The organism is Clostridium oryzae (assembly GCF_002029235.1).
GTDB lineage: Bacteria > Bacillota > Clostridia > Clostridiales > Clostridiaceae > Clostridium_AE > Clostridium_AE oryzae.
Genome location: NZ_MZGV01000080.1, coordinates 1 through 18,050 on the forward strand (window position 1 = coordinate 1; position 18,050 = coordinate 18,050).

The following is an 18,050-nucleotide window of genomic DNA, read 5'->3' on the forward strand; positions in this document are numbered from 1 at the left end:
TGCCCTAATTGTGATGCAGATTTTTATTATTCAGGAGAAAAGAAAGTAGAAGAAGGTTCGTATTTAGTTGATGAGAACGAACCTTTTCCATTCTAAAACTCATAGTCCCCGGTAGGGGATTTTTTTATAGTAAAATTCTTAACCGGTTCTTTTACTGGATCTATACTCTGTGGGTGTTAGCATTGTTTGATTCTTAAATTGTCTCATAAAGTGAATTCCATTATTATATCCGCACATTTCTGCAATTTTTTTGACTGATATATCAGTTGTTGAAAGAAGATACTTAGCGTGCTCAATTCTACTTATAATCACATCTGTCATCGGACTTACACCGAAGAAATCTTTATACAAATGCTGAAAGCAGGATCTACTCATAGTAAGCTCATGAGACAAATTATTAATGTTCCAGTTTTTATATGGTTGATTATAGATTTTTGTGCGTATGATAGACATTTTGTTGTAGTGCGTATTGGAAAAGTCATAGTTACTATTGTGTATTTTGTTGCTTAGCTTTATAAAAAATAATTTTAAATATAGCTCTATAATTTCAGATTTATATCTATTTGATGCATAGGTTTCATAGCACATATTGTTAATCATAATAGACAGCTCGTTAGTATCCCCGATATGAACTATTTGATTAAATGGAATTTTTAGTTTGCTAAGGAACGATTCGTCACAGGTTTCTAACTTGAAATGAAACCAATCATTTGAAAACTGAGCGCCATATGCACACGATATGTAATTGAATAATATTAATTACTTCATTATACTGAAAATATCAGCTAACTGTATATACAAACTAGTAACGGACATGCTGCCCGAAAAGAGTTATTAATCATGTCAGCTGTTGCATTTAAATAAAAATGCACATTATGAAAGTAAATTTGAAGGGTGATGCTTATGAAAATTAAGATAACAGATAAAAATGGAGCAGCTATTAATAAGAAAATGATAGGCCTTTTTTTTGAAGATATAAATTATGGTCTTGATGGTGGTCTTAATGCAGAAATGATTGAGAACCGCTCTTTCGAGTTTTTGGAGTCATCAGGATACAATGATAATTACAAACAGACATTTGATGGACTTTATGGTTGGAGTGCATACCCAAAATCAGCTAATGGCGCTAAATTAAATATTCAATCAATAAATCCTCAGAATGAAATAAATCCCCATTATTTGGAGTTTACTGGTACAAAAACACAACTAGCTTTTTCTAATAAAGCATATGATGGTATCTGTATGAAAAAAGGCTTATCCTATAAGATATCTTTTTATGCAAAATCCGAAGATTACTTCAGTAGAATTGAAGTGTTTATAGAAAAAGATAATAATATAGCAGCAAGTACTATAATAACTGAAGCAATAAGCAAAGAATGGACAAAATATCAAGTGGACCTAGTTTGTGAACAGTCAATATCTTATGGAACTTTTGTTGTTAAACTAAGTAAACCTGGTACAGTTTGTTTTGATTTTATATCCATGATACCTTCTGATGCAGTTTTGGGACTTTTCCGCAGAGATTTGGTGGGATTGCTGAAGGATATGCAACCTGGGTTTTTAAGATTTCCGGGAGGCTGCGTTATTGAAGGAAATACGCTCGATAATCGTTATCAATGGAAAAAGAGCATAGGAAAAGCAGAAGAGAGAAAATTAAACTGGAATCGTTGGGCTGTTCATGGAAATTGCGAAGAGAATAATTATACAAGCAAGTACAGTCACTATAATCAGAGTTTAGAAATTGGTTATTATGAATATTTTCTTTTATGTGAATATTTGGGAGCTAAACCTCTTCCGGTTGTAAATGTAGGACTAGCTTGTCAGTATCAATCCACAGAACTAGTGGAGGTTGAGGATGCTGCATTTCAAGAATTTATCACTGATGCTCTAGACTTAATTGAGTTTGCTAATGGAGACGCGAATTCCTATTGGGGACATATAAGAATGCAAATGGGTCATCCAGAACCTTTTAAACTTGAAATGATAGGAATAGGTAACGAACAATGGGAAACGGAAAGGGTGGATTTTTTCAAGCGGTATCAGCTATTTGAAGAAGCTATCCATGAAAAATATCCATCCATTAAGTTAATCGGTTCAGCTGGACCGGACATTACATCTGAAAAATATAGCAGTGCGTGGGAGTTTTATCATAAACAGGCAAAGGAAAACGCTGATTTTGTATATGCAGTGGATGAGCATTATTATGTTAAACCAGAGTGGCTTTGTTCGAATATACATTTTTATGACAAGTATCCAAGAGATGTTAAAGTGTTTGCAGGAGAGTATGCAGCTCATAATGACAATTGCATTAATAACTGGGGTGCGGCTCTTTCAGAAGCTGCATTTCTTACTGGAATCGAGAGAAACGCTGATGTAGTGGTACTTGCATGTTATGCACCGCTTTTCGCAAGATTAGGCTATGTGCAGTGGTCTCCTGATATGATATGGTTTGATGGTGAACATTCATATGGAAGTCCTAGCTACTATGTTCAGAAAATGTATAGTACATTTATGGGAACAGATGTATTACAAGTAATAAATGATGAAGAAGAAATACCCTTTAATGTTTCCTATGATAAAGAGGAGCAAGCTGTAATTGTAAAGCTGGTAAATACTACAGAACATACTGTTCATGTTAAGCTAGACAGCGACTTTGCTTTAGGTAAAGACGGTGAGGTATGTATCATGGAAGGGAATGAACATGATGTGAATTCAATTGACAAGCCTTTCAATGTTGTACCTCAAAAGCATCACATAAAGGTAGAAGAAAATATGGATTACGCAGTGAATGCTAAATCATTTCATATTATTAAGATGTTTATAAAACATTAATTTTTATTCTTCTTTCCTATACTTGCTTGGCGAGCAGCCAATAGCTTTTATAAATTCTCTATTAAAATAGCTGATATTGTTAAAGCCGACGCTTCTAGCAATATCAGCTATTTTATAATCAGTTTCAGTAAGCAGACTGCAGCTTTGCAAAATTCTGTAGCGAATAACATACGCAATAGGGGGCATGTTCATTACTTCCTTGAAGGTGTGACAGAATTGTCCTTCACTCATAGGAAGAATTTTAGCCAAATCCATTAACGAAATTTCCTCCTTATAATTAGTATGTATATAATCCAATACAGGCTGCATTCTTTCTATTTTATAGTTTTTCTTTTCCTTAAGCTTAGGAGAAGTTGGTATTGAATTTTGGTAGCACAAATGCCATATCTCAAATAACCTGCTTTTTAGAAGCAGTTCATTTTCAGACAAACTTAAATCTCTCAACTCATCTATTTTCTTAATTAATTCAATCACTGATTTTTGCCAAGGCTTTTCAGGTTTAAAATAATTATCAAATTCAATTTGACTATTTAAAATTGGATAGACAAATTTTGAATATGTAGCTCCTTGCTTATTGTTACCAAATAAATTTGGATGAAACAGCACTACACACGCTTCACAATGCATTCCATTATAGGACCTTGCAGCATGCAACTGATTAGAATGAATATACAAGCCTTGCCCGGCCATGACTCGATATTCTTTGTCTTCAATCGTGTAGACAATTGCACCTTCTAATACTACAATAAACTCAAATTCATAGTGCCAGTGCAGATAAAAAAAGTTATCTATATTTGAACTATAACTTAAATGATGAATTGCAATAGGTACGAGTGCTGTGCCATGTATGGTTTTTTCTTTAAGAAACATTTTAGATTTCAAGCTTTATCCCCCTTATTAACAATATTGTGTTATTAATTAGCAATTTACTTAAAGTATTAGTTATAAATAATGAATATAATACAATTATAGATAATAAATACTTTAGTAACAATATTATAGATAATAAATAAGAAAAATTAATCCGCATGAGACAAAATATCAAATGTAAAGGATCTTTTATTGCATGTAAATTAATAGCTGAAATTTGTTATCTGCATAAATTCGTATATATGAGGAGGAGAAAGATGAGATTTACGCAAAGTGGAAATCGTTTAATAGGAAGAGCTGGCGTTGAAACTATTTGGATAGAACCATGGGGAGAAAATTCTCTGCGCGTTCGTGTAACTAAAGAAGCAAATATGGATACCAATGATTGGGCACTTATTGATACACCTAAAGCTGCTTCAGCTAAAATATCTATAGATGATATTGAACTAGCAGAACCTTGGATAAAAGAAGAGGAAAGAGCTGAAAAAGCTCAAAAGACTCAAATAGCTTCTATTCAAAATGGTGAAATAATAGCTTCTTTTAATGGTGAAGGATGGCTTACTTTCAAAAACAGTGACGGAAGGATACTTACGGAAGAGTATTGGCGTGATAGAGAGCGCATCGATAGATATTGTATACCGCTGCGTATTGAGGGCAGGGAACTAAAACCTATTATTGGAACTAGTGATTATAGAATAACGTTACGTTTTGAAGCCTATGATGATGAAAGGATTTATGGACTTGGACAATACCAGGAAAAGGTTTTGAATAAGAAAGGAGCTACTTTAGAATTAGCTCATCGTAATGGTCAGGCAAGTGTACCATTCATGTTATCAAATAGAGGGTATGGTTTGCTTTGGAACAATCCTGCAATTGGAACTGTGACTTTTGCTACTAACCGTACTGAATGGGTTGCTGAAAATACAAAGAAGCTGGATTATTTCATTACGGCTGGTAAAACTCCTGCTCAGATAGAACAGCAGTATGCAGATGCTGTTGGAAAGGTTCCTATGATGCCTGAATACGGGATGGGTTTCTGGCAATGTAAGCTTAGGTATCGTACACAAGATGAACTGCTTAAAGTAGCTAGAGAATATAAACGCCGTGGTATTCCTATAGATGTTATAGTTATTGATTTCTTCCATTGGACAAAGCAGGGGGATTTCAAATTCGAACCAAGAGATTGGCCGGATCCTGATGCGATGATAGCTGAATTAAAGGATATGGGCATTGAACTTATGGTATCCGTATGGCCTACTGTGGACAGTCGCTCAGAAAATTTTGAACATATGTCTAAAGAAGGATATTTAGTCTCAGCTGACAGAGGTATGAACATAAATATGAATTGGATGGGAGAGACTGTATTTTTTGATGCTACACACCCTGGTGCAAGAGAATATGTATGGCAGGTTTCCAAGAAGAACTATTATGATAAGGGGGTCCGTTTGTTCTGGTTAGATGAAGCTGAGCCTGAATATGGTCCTTATGATTTTGATAACTATAGATACTATCAGGGTCCAGCCCTTCAGTGTACCAATATATATCCGGCTATGTATGCAAAAGGCTACTATGATGGAATGACTGCTGAAGGCCAAAAGAACATCTGTAACTTAGTACGTTCTGCATGGGCAGGTAGTCAGAGATACGGTGCACTTATATGGTCAGGCGATGTTTCCTCAACCTTTAGAGCTATGAGGGAACAGCTTCAAATCGGACTAAATATGGGTATAGCCGGTATCCCTTGGTGGACAACAGATATTGGAGGATTTCTAGGTGGATATGTAGAGGACAAGAATTTCCATGAATTACTGCTTCGCTGGTTTGCATTTGGTGTGTTCTCGCCAGTATTCCGTCTACATGGCGAACGTGTTCCGCATATTGAGCCAGAGCAGGCGGTTATTGACGGTGTAACACAGATGTTTACAGGCAGTGATAATGAAATCTGGAGCTTTGGAGAAGAGAATTATGAAATTATGAAAAACTATATTGAGATGCGCGAGAGACTTCGCCCATATATAAGAACCTGTATGGAAGAAGCTCATGAAAAAGGAACACCAGTAATGCGTACGATGTTCTATGAATTCCCGGAGGATGCCGCTTGCTGGAATGCAGAGACACAATATATGTTCGGCCCTGATATTCTTGTAGCACCTGTATTTGAGTTAGGTCAGAGAAGCAGAGAAGTTTATCTTCCTAAAAATCAAGCCTGGAAGAATGCTAAGACTAATGAGATATTACAAGGTGGTCAAACTATTACTGTGGAAGCACCAATTGATGAAATTCCTTTATTTATAAGAGCAGAGAAGGATTATCCTATATATTAATGATTAAGAATTAGAAAATGAGGAATGAAGGTGAAAAATTAAATGTAATGCAAACTAAGATAAGAGAAAAGAGTAAAGAGAAGAGAGAAAAGTGAAGGACGAAACTCTGCTGTGCAGAATTTCTGAGAATTTAAATCTGATAAGCAGCAGATAACTTTTTAAAAACTAGGACTATACCTAGTATTCCAAAAGGATTATTAAAATAATTAAGATTATCTATACAATCAAAATTCAGCACTGCTGAATTTTAACCTTCATTTTTCTCTTTACTCTTTTCTCTTTACTTTTAGTTCACAATTTATATATTTACAATCTTTTTAAAGGGAGGTAACAAGAATGGCAGAAAAATATGTGTATAAACCGATCTCTGTACCTGGAGGTGGATTTGTTACAGGTTTTGTTTTTCATCCAACAACACCTAACATTCTATATTGCAGGACAGACATTGGAGGGAATTATAGATATGATTTTGAAAAGGAAAGCTGGATATCATTAGTGGATCATGCTACTGATCGTGATGTTTGGGAAACTTATCCTCTTTCAATAGCACTAGACAGACAGAATCCAAGCTATATTTATACTATGGTTGGCCTATATCCTAACCATAAAATAGCTTTTTCTGAAGACTATGGTGCTCATTGGATATATTTTGATTCACCTATAGTAGATGAAAAAGGGAATACAGCAACAATACATGGAAATGCACCAGGAAGATCTACTGGAGAAAGACTTGTAGTAGATCCCAATAATTCTAATGTTTTATATATGGGTACGATGGAGGATGGATTATGGAAAACCACCGATCGCTGCAAAACTTGGACTAAGCTTACTGTGGCTTATCCCGGAAAAGCATCAGAAAGAAATATTTCTTTTGTAGAAATCGATCCTTCCAGCGGTGGAAAAGGGAAGGGTTCAACAAGAATAATAGCTGCTACAAACGGACAAATGGGTTCACCTGGAAATAATGTACGTGGACAAAGTGTTTATATAAGTAACGATTCGGGAGCTACCTTTAAACCACTAAAAGGAGAACCTGCACCAGTTATCGGAGGCTCAAAGGATTATCCTGGATATGTTGGACAGCGAGCAACTTTTATAGATAAATATTTATATATATCCTATGCGGCCTACAATATAGGCTGGTCAAATTGGAATACTTACGGATGCGATACAGGACTGTGCTATGATGGTGCACTTTTCCGTTTTGAACTTGATGAAAACGGGGAAGTGATAGAAGCCTTAGACATTACGCCTCAAAACATAATACAACCCAATTATCATGATTCTGAAGTGCCGGATAGGAGAGTTGGTTACGGCATCAGCGGAATCTGCGCAGATCCTAATCATCCAGGGACATTAATATGCTCTACAATAACAGCTAAACCTGATACGATTTATCGTTCAACGGATTACGGATTAACCTGGAAACCAATAATGTGCGGACTAAAAGTAGGAAGGATAGATTTTAATGTTTCTTATCAGAAGCCTAAATATAATGGAAATGATTCGCTGATACACTGGATGTCTGATTTGAAAATAAATCCATTTAATAGTGATATGGCTCTATTTAATACAGGGGCAGGTATATTTATGACCAAAGATCTGACTAGGGCTGATAAAGATGAAGATGTTACTTGGGCATGCTGTGATAAAGGCGTAGAGGAAACGGTTCATCTAAATATATATTCCCCGACCGCAGGTGACGTTAAGGTTATTGATATTATTGGAGATTACGGCGGCTTTGTATTTACTGATCTGGATAAACCTGCTGAAAATACTTTTGCTAACAGTAACAATGATAGATGGATAACAGCAATGAATGCAGATTATCCAGACTGCAATTCAAACATTATAGTTACTGCAGCTAGAGGAAACTGGACAGGTAAAACGAAGGGTGGACTTATAATAACTCATGATCAGGGACGTACTTGGGAACAATTAACTGATCCGGTTGGTATCAATAATGATCTAGATGAGTTAATTAAATATTTGAAGGTTCCAAATGTAACTTCTGGATGGACAGCTATATCTGCTGACGGAGAGACTATCCTATGGGAACTTGGACTTCCTATATTTGCTTCAAGAATTGTATATTCAAAGGATGAAGGTAAAAACTGGACACAAACTAAAGTATATAATTCTAAACGTGAGCTTATTACTGAAGCAGATTTAGAATTTAAGGTGATGTCGGATAGAGTAAATCCTAATATTTTCTATGGCTTTAGTGATAATAAAAACGGACAGGGTTTTTATGTGAGTCTAGATAAAGGTGCAACCTTCAATCAAGTTAAAGCACCGGTTGGATTCCCAGAAGTGAATCTTGCTGGTATTGACAGTAAACAGGATTATGAGATAAGAGTTGAATCCGGTAAAGAGGGCACCATATGGATGGCCATGAATGAATTTGGACTATGGAAAATTACATATGATAGTTCAAGTAATTCATTTTCTGGAGATAGAGTTTCAGAGCCTGGTGACTACATAAAGAGAATTGGACTTGGAAAACCAATGTATGGAAGTGAAATCAAAACTCTTTTCACAAGTGGAACGATAAACGGAGAATATGGTTTTTATAGATCCCATGATGAAGGAACAACTTGGCTTAGAATAAATGACGATAAGCATCAATATGGTGATATTCGTTCTATTACTGGTGATCCAAGAGTGTTTGGACGCATTTATGTTGCCACAGGTACTAGAGGTTTAGTATATGGAGATATAGTTTCCTAGAGACTAAAAAAGTAAGGAGCTGATTTTAAGTCAGCTCCTTCTTTGTGGGTACAGAAGAGTATAGAATTTTCAGCTTACGGGGTTCCTTAACTTCTCCATATCCACTTCCACATCTCGACAAATACTAGATAATCTTTTAAGTCAACTATATTATCAGGAGTGACATTTAAATCAGGTGGAGTTCCGGTAGCTGGTCCGATATCTTTTTCTTTGTAAGGTGTTCCATATAAACCAGCAGTAGCATTTTCCCAGCCAATATCTCCTGTTTTATGATTCCATGCTTTGGCAAATAATAACAGATCTTCAAAATCAATTTTGCCGTCATAGTTAAAATCACCTATAAAGCTGCTAATGATGTCAATACTGCAATTTTCAGCTGATACAAGTATTGGGTTACCCTGATCGTCTCTCAAATCAGCTATTGAGTGAGATAGGGATGCTGTTCCGTTATCTTTAGCTTTTAATGTTATATTAAAGACAACGCCATCACTAGAGGGATATGCAGTATCTGATCTAGCTAGATTGAAATCGATAGTCCCTGATAGATTATTAATATCAATTATGGGCTCACCTATAATTGGATTTAATAAACAATCCGATGGTATCTCACAACCAACAGCCTGTAATAAATTTGCATCAAAGCTTACTGTGTCATGAAATCCAAGAACATTTTGTCCACTTGGAAGGGATTTAATAATTACTTTGATAATAAAATTATCACTATACTCTGAGGTTGGCAGTTTAGTTACTATTTTCGTAAGTGGCTCAAAGCTCACAATTGCAGCAGTAGGAATATATTCTGTAAAGGCTTTTAGGCATACGTTCCCGTAAGGAGGCTGCTGAGAAAGATCGAACCAGGAAACTTTATCACTACTAAGAAAACTTTCGCCTGGATTTATTGTTACATTACTGCTGAATCCTTCTATTTTTTCTTCTACAGCAGCATAGCTTGTATACCCTGCTGGAACAGTAAGATTAACTACTATAGAAAATTTCGTTCCATTTGCTATTGCTAATGGACTATCTAGTTTCACTGTTTGATAACCAATCATATTGGAAGTAAAGGACTTAGTTGCTGCTAATTGGCCGCTGGCAGGTAAGTCTTGACAATTTGTATAAACTTCGATAGTGCATTCTGTTGAGGGGTATAGAGTATAAAAACTTACTGCTGTTAATGGATTATCTGAAATTGCAGTAAACATATTAGCCATCCATATACTTCTTGAATCAGTATAGCCTAAAGAATTTATAAAACCAAATTGGTCATATTGATAAATATCTTTATAGTTATTAGTTGATTCTGCAATGGTATACGCTGCTCTAGGAACGAATCTTTCGTCATAATAGGATATATAAAAATAACCGTTGCTTCCCCAGTCTGTACCCCAACTGTTTTCGATTATAAAAGCTCCATCGCCTGGAGGAGTGATACTAAAGTAAGAACTGCTGAAATTATTATCCCATCCTATAATGGTTACTGCATGATTAGTACCAGTGCCTGCAATATTATAGTAATATGCATTTGAGTTTTCATCATAATAATTATCGTCCCATAGCATACTTGCGTGAATTGCACCGTAATTTACTAGTACATTTTTTATATAATCATTATCAGTATAATTTTGTCTAGCGGGAAGCAATCTTATTTCCTGTATATGCTTAATAGGATAAATATCAGAAGGTGATGGATGCACCTGACCGGCATAAGGATCATCTTTTTCATCCATAGGACCGCTCCATCTTGTAAGATAGGCAGATGATAAAACGTGATTGCCTCCTTGGTCAACTGTCCAATCAAATCCATGATTATTAATTAAATTATTTTCAGAAAGGTCAGTAAATTCATTTGGAAGAAGGTTAGATTCCAGCGAACCGAACGTAGCAAATGCCCAACAGGTTCCTAAAGGGTTTTGATTTTTTACAGGAGTAACCCTACCTTCAGAACGCAGGTCATAGTATGAAGGAAATTCTGCATTTTGATCTTGTTTTACTTGATACTTTGGTAGTTCTACAACCGGAGGTACTGAACCAAGAGAATGTTTGGATTCAGTGGAAGACAATACATTGCCCTGCTTTATTGATTCAAGGTAATCCAAAAAATCTTTATTTTTTGGTAGTGCTGTAAATTTAGGGTCGGACATAATTTATCACCTCTTTTGTATTGTAAATGCAATTCCAAAATTTGATTGCATTCACTAATACATAATATGCAAAAAAGCAGCCAGTGTTCGACGGCATTATACATATTGTGCAAGTGTTTACAGAGTTGGAACTGTTAATGATTAATGAAACAAGGCAATAATTTATCAGAAGAAAGAAATAAACTCAGCGATTCTTTAATAAGTAAGAACCGCTGAGTTTTTAGTTTTCATGTGGTATTCCATATTTTTCACATTTTAATGATATGGTTCTATGGGTTAAACCTAGAACCTTTCCTGCCTTATTGTAACTTTTATATTTTTTCATCGCAGCAGATATTATTTCTTTTTCATATTCTTTCATTGTAAGCAAATCCCCATCAGAAAAACTTAGAGTATACTCCTTTTGAGGAATGATATTAGTTAGATAAATAGGAAGATCTTTTTCAGTTATAACTGAACTCTCACACATGTTTATTGCACGTTCTATAATGTTTTCAAGCTCTCTTATGTTGCCTGGCCAATTGTAGTCATGCAAATAGTTAAGAGCTTCCTTGCTGATTCCTTTAATATTCTTATCTAGTTTTTTATTAATTTTTTTAATAAAATACTCGGTTAATTCACATATATCCTCTTTTCTGCTTTTTAAAGGCGGAAGCATTATGGTTATTACATTTAGTCTGTAGTATAGGTCTTCTCTAAATTCACCACTTTTAAGCATTTCTTCAAGAGGCCTGTTAGTAGCGGCAATTACTCTTGTATCAACTTTTTGGGTAACAATACCGCCAACACTTTCAAACTCTTTTTCTTGTAGAACTCTAAGTAGTTTAACCTGCATTGAAATAGGCATATCTCCGATTTCATCGAGAAAAATAGTTCCTCCGTCAGCCAATGCAAATTTACCAGGCTTGTTTTTAACAGCTCCTGTAAAAGCTCCTTTTTCATACCCGAATAATTCACTTTCAAGCAAATTTTCTGGAATTGCAGCGCAGTTGACTCTTATAAAAGGCTTATCTTTGCGATTACTGTTGTTGTGGATCGCTTTTGCCACCAATTCTTTTCCAGTGCCGCTTTCTCCGCGGATAAGAACCGTAGAAATTGATTTAGAAGCCTTTTCAGCCATTAAAATGCTGTCTTGTAAGCTGCTGTTGGAACCTATTATGTCCGCAAATGAGTTACTTAATTTTGAATGTCTTAATAGTTCTTTTTTATAATAATTTAACTCTTCTTGAGAGTGTTCAAGTTTTAATAATAAATTTTTAATTTGATCTACTGGTTTTAAAATCGAAATTATGCCTTTAAAAGTTCTATCAATAAATAAAGGCTCTATAGTACAAATTAAATCAATGTTTTCCTTTTGGTAGACATAATTTTCAACTTTTTCTCTAGTATTGAATACTTTCATTCGGAGTCCATCAGCAGATATATCCTTAAGATCTTTTCCTAATGCGTCTTGACTTGAGAGTGGCAGATATTTCATATACGAGGGATTTAAATAACTTATTTTTCTATTCTCATCCACAAAGCAAATTAAATCACTGCTGCATTCAAGTATCTTACTAAATTTTTCATTTAACTCTTTTACTGCTACTAATTCTGAAATATCCTGAAATACTCCTACCGCTCCAATAACTTTATTTTCTGAAAAAATAGGAGATCTTGTAACTAAAACTTCTTTATTGTTAATAATTTGAGTTGTACCTATGTGTTTTTTTCTACTATTTATTACTGTTGAAAGATCTGAAGTTGGAATAATATCTGAGACATTTTTCCCTATTACTTCTTCTAAAGTCATGTTTAGAAACTTAAGACCATAATTATTCATTGATACTATGGAAGAATTTATATCAACAACTACTATTCCTACAGAGATGCTTTGCAGAATCTGTTCATTAGCTATATTGCTTTGTACCATTATATTATCTAATTTGTACATGTTCTCATTTTTATCTGTAACTAGCCTGCTTATATAATTACTAAGCTCTATAACAGCATTTCTTCCTTCAACACTATCTTCCTTACAGGAAACTTCCACGATATCATCTTTTTCGATTCTCAGAGACAGCAAAGCAATCATACTAATGGCTATTGGAGCTGAATCTGTGGATTTCCTTACATATAAACTAGTATTATATTTTCGTTTTAACACATCTGCATGATGAACTATTTCTGCTGCAATTCTTACATGAATGCCTAATGGATTAGTAATTGTAACTGCATGTTTAATCATTTTACCCTCCTTGGAGTTGACTAATATAAATATCATAATGAGTTGATAGTTGATAAATAATATTAGTATAATTATAATATGAATGATTTATATTTTCTACGAGTTTTTCGATGAGAAATATTCTGGTTGTGAAAACTGTATTGTTGATAACTAGAATCTATAAGTTGAGCACTAATGGTAACGATTAGAATAATTAACTTAAGGGGTGTCCGTAATGGATATTGGTATGTTTCAGAATATACAACAACAGCAAAAACTTATACTTACACATGAAATGCAGCAATCATTGAAAATACTTCAGATGCCAATAGTTGAACTTAAGCAGGAAGTGACTAAAGAATTGGAGGAAAATCCGCTGCTTGAAACGACTCAAGAAGATGATATACAGATGAATGATGATTATTTAGTAGAGAACGAAGATATTGACTTTAATATGCTTATTAATACTATGGATAAGGATGATTTTAGTGAGACAACTTATAACACTGCATCGAATGAACGTAAAGAAATAATAAGTTTTATTAAAGAAAAAGGTACATTAAGACAATATTTATCTGAACAAATTATTGATTTACAAGAAGAAAATCAAGTTATTCGTGCATGTAATTATATAGTAGATAATCTTGATGATAGAGGATATTTAGATTGCACAGTTGAGGAAGTAGCTGGCAATTTACGAATTTCTATTGAAGAAGCGAACTATGCCCTTACACTAGTACAAAATCTTCAGCCATGCGGTATAGCAGCTAGAAATTTGAAAGAATGTTTAAAAATACAGTTAATTAATAGTGGTATAGAGGAACCTAAAATATATAAGATAATAGATGATTACTTAGAACTTGTTGCTCAAAATAAAATTAAGCAGATAGCTAAAAATCTAGGAATAGATACGAAGAAAACTCAGGAATATTGTGATCTAATAAAAACTTTAGAACCAAAGCCTTCAAGAGGATTTTTTACTGGAGAACTTGAAAGTTTTGTTATACCTGAGGCTTATATTAAAAGTATCGGGGATGATTTTTATATTATAATGAACGATAACTTTCTTCCAAGGTTAACTATTAGTGAAAGTTATAAGAAGCTCATTAAAACTCAGACAAATGAAGAAGTGTCTGAGTTTATAAAAAATAAACTCAATAGTGCTGTTTATTTAATAAAGGGCATAGAGAATAGAAATAAAACTATATATAACATTTTAATGGTTATAATTGACATTCAGCGAAAATATTTTGAAGCTGGAGAGCAATATTTAAAGCCTATGATAATTGCAGATATAGCATCAAGGTTGGAAATTCACGAATCCACTGTAAGCAGAGCCATAAGAGATAAATATATAGGTACTCCCTATGGAACTGTAAAAATAAAAGATTTATTTTCTACTGGCATAGAGTCAAAATTAACAGATGATAATGTATCAATAAATCATATTAAAACTGAAATAAAGAAGATGATTGATAATGAAGATAAATCCAAGCCAATGTCTGATCAAGATATATGTGATATATTGGTCAGCAGAAAAATAGAGATATCTAGGAGAACTGTAGCAAAGTATAGGGAAGGCATGGGAATAATGTCTTCAAGCAAGAGAAAAAAATATTAATTATTTTTATTATTGTGATTGAGTGACAGCAGCAACTGTGATCAAATTTTTTCAGTCTTAAGGAAATTATGTGTTTTACCAATTGTGGATAATCTTTGGCTAATGCTAAGATACTATTATATAAAGCAAAAAAGATAATCCTTAAAAAAGAAACGATAATAAATTCTGAAGTTAGTGAATTAAGATAGAACGGTAATGGAATTAATAAAATAAATTTGTTGATAAAAATAGCAATATTATAATTATAAAGTTGATAAAAAATATCAATGCCTTCAATGAAGTAAATTCGCTATATACAGCTTTACTTGCAATAGAAAAAAGATAAAAGAGGTTTAAAATATGATAAAATTTATCAACGATAACAATGAATAATATGAATTCAGCTATTTTTGTTATACTGACAAAATCACTATTTGACCCAATCTTAAGTTTTTTTATATATGAGGACTAATTTGGCATAGAAATTGCTTTAATATATTACATAGATATTAATACTATTTCTAGGAGGATAAAATAATGATATCAAAAGATATAATAGTAATGAATAATTCGGGGATACATGCGAGACCAGCCTCTTTGTTTGTAAGTACGGCATCAAAGTTTAAATCTAACATAATGGTTTCTAAAGGTACAAGCAAAGGTAATGCAAAATCAATGCTTAATATTTTATCATTAGGAATAACAAAGGATAGTAATATTACTATTTCAGCTGATGGTGATGATGCTGCTGAGGCAGTTGACACATTGATAAAGCTAGTGGAATCTAAATTTGGTGAGGAATAGAATTTGTAAGTGAGAGGCGATATGATGAAAAAGGGAATTGCTGCTTCAAGTGGTTATGCCATTGGAAGAGTTTTTTTGAAAGTTAATGAACAAATAGTTATAGCAAAAAAGACAGAAATAGATAAAGAGGAAGAGAAAAGGCGGCTTGAAGAAGCTATAGAAAAATCAAGGCAGCAGCTTTTAGAAATTAAGGAAAGGACAGCTTCCGAAATCGGGGAAGGTGAAGCTGAGGTTTTTGAGAGTCATCTTATGATACTTGATGATCCGGAATTTATTGGTGCTGCAATGCAAAATATAGAATCAGAACAGTTAAATGCTGAAATTGCAGTTAATACAGTTATGGATATGTATTTGGACATGTTTTCAGATATGGAAGATGAATACATGAGAGAAAGAGCGGCTGACTTAAGAGATGTAAAGGACAGGCTACTTAGAAATCTTACAGGAAGTATTTATGCTAGTTTAGATAACCTTGAAGATAATACAGTTGTAGTAGCTCATGATTTAACACCTTCGGATACTGCACAACTAGATAAAAATAAGGTAATCGGTTTTTTAACAGATATAGGAGGACGAACATCTCATAGTGCTATTATGGCAAGAACATTAGAAATTCCAGCGGTGGTAGGCATAGAGGATATTACCTTAAGCGTAAAAACTGGGGATATAGTTATTGTAGATGGAGTAGCCGGAAAAGTCATTATAAACCCAGATAAAGAGACTATAAAAATATATGAAAAGAAGAAATTGGAACTTCAGAAAGAAAAGTTGGAACTTAAAAAACTTGCTAATACAAAAACTGTAACCAAAGCAGGAAAAGAAGTAATAGTTGCAGGAAACATAGGAGCTCCGCAGGATGTGCATAAAGTTATAGAAAATGGCGGCGAGGGAATAGGCCTTTTTAGAACGGAGTTTTTATATATGGATAGGGGGGAGTTACCTTCCGAAGAAGAACAATATGAAGCATATAAATATGTGGCTGAGAAGATGGAAGGAAAGCCTGTAGTAATCAGAACTCTAGATATCGGTGGAGACAAGAAATTGTCATATTTGCCGCTTCAGGTAGAAATGAATCCATTCCTAGGCTATAGAGCTATAAGGTTATGTCTTGACAGGCAGGATATCTTTAAAACCCAGCTTAGAGCAATTCTTAGAGCATCAGCACATGGAAGAATTCAGATCATGTTTCCGATGATAAGTTCGTTAGAGGAAACAATAAAAGCTAAGGATGTTCTGAAAGAATGTATGAAAGAACTTAGCAGTGAAGGCAAATCATATAACGAGAATATTGAAATAGGAATTATGATAGAAATACCTGCTGCAGCCATTATTGCTGATGAACTTGCAAAACATGTTGATTTCTTTAGTATCGGCACGAATGACCTTATTCAATATACTGTTGCGGTAGATAGAATGAATGAAAGTGTATCATATCTTTACAATCCTATGCATCCTGCAGTTCTTAGATTGATAAGAATGGCTATAGATGCAGCACATAAAGAAGGAAAATGGTGCGGCATGTGCGGAGAAATGGCTGGAGATGAAGAAGCTATAACTACACTACTGGAATATGGCCTCGATGAATTTTCAATGAGTGCTTCTTCAATACTTAAAGCAAGACAAATTATTATAAATAATTAATTTCTGAACTGCAGAATAATATTTATTGAAAAGTGAATATATAAACTGTAACATAACAGATAAGAAGAAAAGGTGTTTCCTAAATTGGTGCGGAAACACCTTTATATTACATTGGTTGATGTATTTATTGCATAAAACAGTTCCATGTGTATCAATATGCCATATATAAAGAAAAATGACGAATAAATGATTATACACAGCATAAACTTATTAAAACATGAATCTAATAGAGAACATATGCAGGTAATGTGATATTATATAAAAACCGTCTGGTGCTGAAGTACAGACGAGGGGTTTCCGGAAGGAAAGTCCAATAAAAAATACTTCAAAAAATATATTGACACGGAAAAACAACCATGTTAATATATGAAAGCTGTCCGAAAACGAAGTAAAAAAACTTCGAAAAATGTCTTGACATTAAGAAATGGACATGCTAAGATGTAAAAGTCGCTTAACGACAGGTTAGCGAAAACAGTAGAAACAAAGAAATGCTTAATTTAAAGGAAGACGTAGAAACGTCAACTAGATGTTAGCACTCTTTGGAGTTTCAATAGAAACGAGCAGTACGCGAAAGCAAGGAGCGCGGAGCGGAGTTGGCTAATTGCCAATGAGCACCACAGCGACGCAGCTGACAAAGTAATGCGAAGTTTATATTGAAATGACTATGGTCTTTGAAAATTGAACAGAGGAAAAAGGTAAAATAAACCGACAATTCTGAGAGATCTCGAAAGAGATACTTGAGATAAAGTAAGTAAGAGCAAGACAAACTTTTAAATTGAGAGTTTGATCCTGGCTCAGGACGAACGCTGGCGGCGTGCCTAACACATGCAAGTCGAGCGAGAGACTTCGGTCTCTAGCGGCGGACGGGTGAGTAACACGTGGGTAACCTGCCTCATAGAGGG

Annotated in this window: 10 protein-coding genes and 1 rRNA gene; 7 read left to right on the forward strand and 4 right to left on the reverse strand. The window is 34.2% G+C overall.

The annotated features are described in order from the left end of the window. Positions 1 to 138: 138 nt before the first annotated feature. Positions 139 to 600, reverse strand: coding sequence for a helix-turn-helix transcriptional regulator (locus tag CLORY_RS20155; RefSeq protein ID WP_079427917.1), 462 nt, complete (start codon positions 598 to 600; stop codon positions 139 to 141). Between the two features lie 303 nt (positions 601 to 903). Here CLORY_RS20155 and CLORY_RS20160 point away from each other — a divergent pair, with 303 nt between their 5' ends. Then, the gene (locus CLORY_RS20160) at positions 904 to 2,832 is read left to right on the forward strand and encodes an alpha-L-arabinofuranosidase C-terminal domain-containing protein (RefSeq protein ID WP_079427919.1); all 1,929 of its coding nucleotides are present in this window, start codon (positions 904 to 906) and stop codon (positions 2,830 to 2,832) included. A gap of 3 nt (positions 2,833 to 2,835) precedes the next feature. Here the strand turns inward: CLORY_RS20160 and CLORY_RS20165 are convergent, their stop codons facing one another. After that, positions 2,836 to 3,714: a helix-turn-helix domain-containing protein gene (locus CLORY_RS20165; protein ID WP_079427921.1), complete on the reverse strand. Its 879-nt coding sequence runs from the start codon at positions 3,712 to 3,714 to the stop codon at positions 2,836 to 2,838. Positions 3,715 to 3,959: 245 nt separating this feature from the next. Here CLORY_RS20165 and CLORY_RS20170 point away from each other — a divergent pair, with 245 nt between their 5' ends. Together CLORY_RS20170 and CLORY_RS20175 are read left to right on the forward strand one after the other, a co-directional pair. Then, entirely contained in the window at positions 3,960 to 6,026 is a 2,067-nt protein-coding gene (locus CLORY_RS20170) for a glycoside hydrolase family 31 protein (RefSeq protein ID WP_079427923.1), read from the forward strand. Positions 6,027 to 6,362: 336 nt separating this feature from the next. Further along, positions 6,363 to 8,756, forward strand: a complete 2,394-nt coding sequence (locus CLORY_RS20175; RefSeq protein ID WP_079427925.1) for a WD40/YVTN/BNR-like repeat-containing protein — start codon at positions 6,363 to 6,365, stop codon at positions 8,754 to 8,756. A gap of 86 nt (positions 8,757 to 8,842) precedes the next feature. Here CLORY_RS20175 and CLORY_RS20180 read toward each other — a convergent pair whose 3' ends face one another. Both CLORY_RS20180 and CLORY_RS20185 read right to left on the reverse strand, forming a co-directional pair. After that, the gene (locus tag CLORY_RS20180; RefSeq protein ID WP_079427927.1) at positions 8,843 to 10,897 is read right to left on the reverse strand and encodes a lectin like domain-containing protein; all 2,055 of its coding nucleotides are present in this window, start codon (positions 10,895 to 10,897) and stop codon (positions 8,843 to 8,845) included. 220 nt (positions 10,898 to 11,117) lie between these two features. Continuing rightward, the gene (locus CLORY_RS20185; RefSeq protein ID WP_079427929.1) at positions 11,118 to 13,124 is read right to left on the reverse strand and encodes a sigma 54-interacting transcriptional regulator; all 2,007 of its coding nucleotides are present in this window, start codon (positions 13,122 to 13,124) and stop codon (positions 11,118 to 11,120) included. A 214-nt stretch (positions 13,125 to 13,338) separates the two neighbouring features. Between CLORY_RS20185 and rpoN the strand changes: the two genes are divergently transcribed. The 4 genes from rpoN to CLORY_RS20205 all read left to right on the forward strand — a co-directional run. Next, complete coding sequence (gene rpoN / locus CLORY_RS20190) at positions 13,339 to 14,724, forward strand: RNA polymerase factor sigma-54 (RefSeq protein ID WP_079427931.1); 1,386 nt, start codon at positions 13,339 to 13,341, stop codon at positions 14,722 to 14,724. Between the two features lie 516 nt (positions 14,725 to 15,240). Then, positions 15,241 to 15,507: an HPr family phosphocarrier protein gene (locus CLORY_RS20195; protein ID WP_079427933.1), complete on the forward strand. Its 267-nt coding sequence runs from the start codon at positions 15,241 to 15,243 to the stop codon at positions 15,505 to 15,507. A gap of 21 nt (positions 15,508 to 15,528) precedes the next feature. Further along, positions 15,529 to 17,148, forward strand: coding sequence for a phosphoenolpyruvate--protein phosphotransferase (gene ptsP, locus CLORY_RS20200; protein ID WP_207652243.1), 1,620 nt, complete (start codon positions 15,529 to 15,531; stop codon positions 17,146 to 17,148). Positions 17,149 to 17,919: 771 nt separating this feature from the next. Further along, positions 17,920 to 18,050 (forward strand): 16S ribosomal RNA (locus CLORY_RS20205); the annotation flags it as partial.

Bases quoted from the DNA above. Each gene is read 5' to 3' on its own strand.
- CLORY_RS20155 (WP_079427917.1), bottom strand. From the start codon at position 600: ATGATTAACAATATGTGCTATGAAACCTATGCATCAAATAGATATAAA.
- CLORY_RS20160 (WP_079427919.1), top strand. From the start codon at position 904: ATGAAAATTAAGATAACAGATAAAAATGGAGCAGCTATTAATAAGAAA.
- CLORY_RS20170 (WP_079427923.1), top strand. From the start codon at position 3,960: ATGAGATTTACGCAAAGTGGAAATCGTTTAATAGGAAGAGCTGGCGTT.
- CLORY_RS20175 (WP_079427925.1), top strand. From the start codon at position 6,363: ATGGCAGAAAAATATGTGTATAAACCGATCTCTGTACCTGGAGGTGGA.
- CLORY_RS20180 (WP_079427927.1), bottom strand. From the start codon at position 10,897: ATGTCCGACCCTAAATTTACAGCACTACCAAAAAATAAAGATTTTTTG.
- CLORY_RS20185 (WP_079427929.1), bottom strand. From the start codon at position 13,124: ATGATTAAACATGCAGTTACAATTACTAATCCATTAGGCATTCATGTA.
- rpoN (WP_079427931.1), top strand. From the start codon at position 13,339: ATGGATATTGGTATGTTTCAGAATATACAACAACAGCAAAAACTTATA.
- CLORY_RS20195 (WP_079427933.1), top strand. From the start codon at position 15,241: ATGATATCAAAAGATATAATAGTAATGAATAATTCGGGGATACATGCG.
- ptsP (WP_207652243.1), top strand. From the start codon at position 15,529: ATGATGAAAAAGGGAATTGCTGCTTCAAGTGGTTATGCCATTGGAAGA.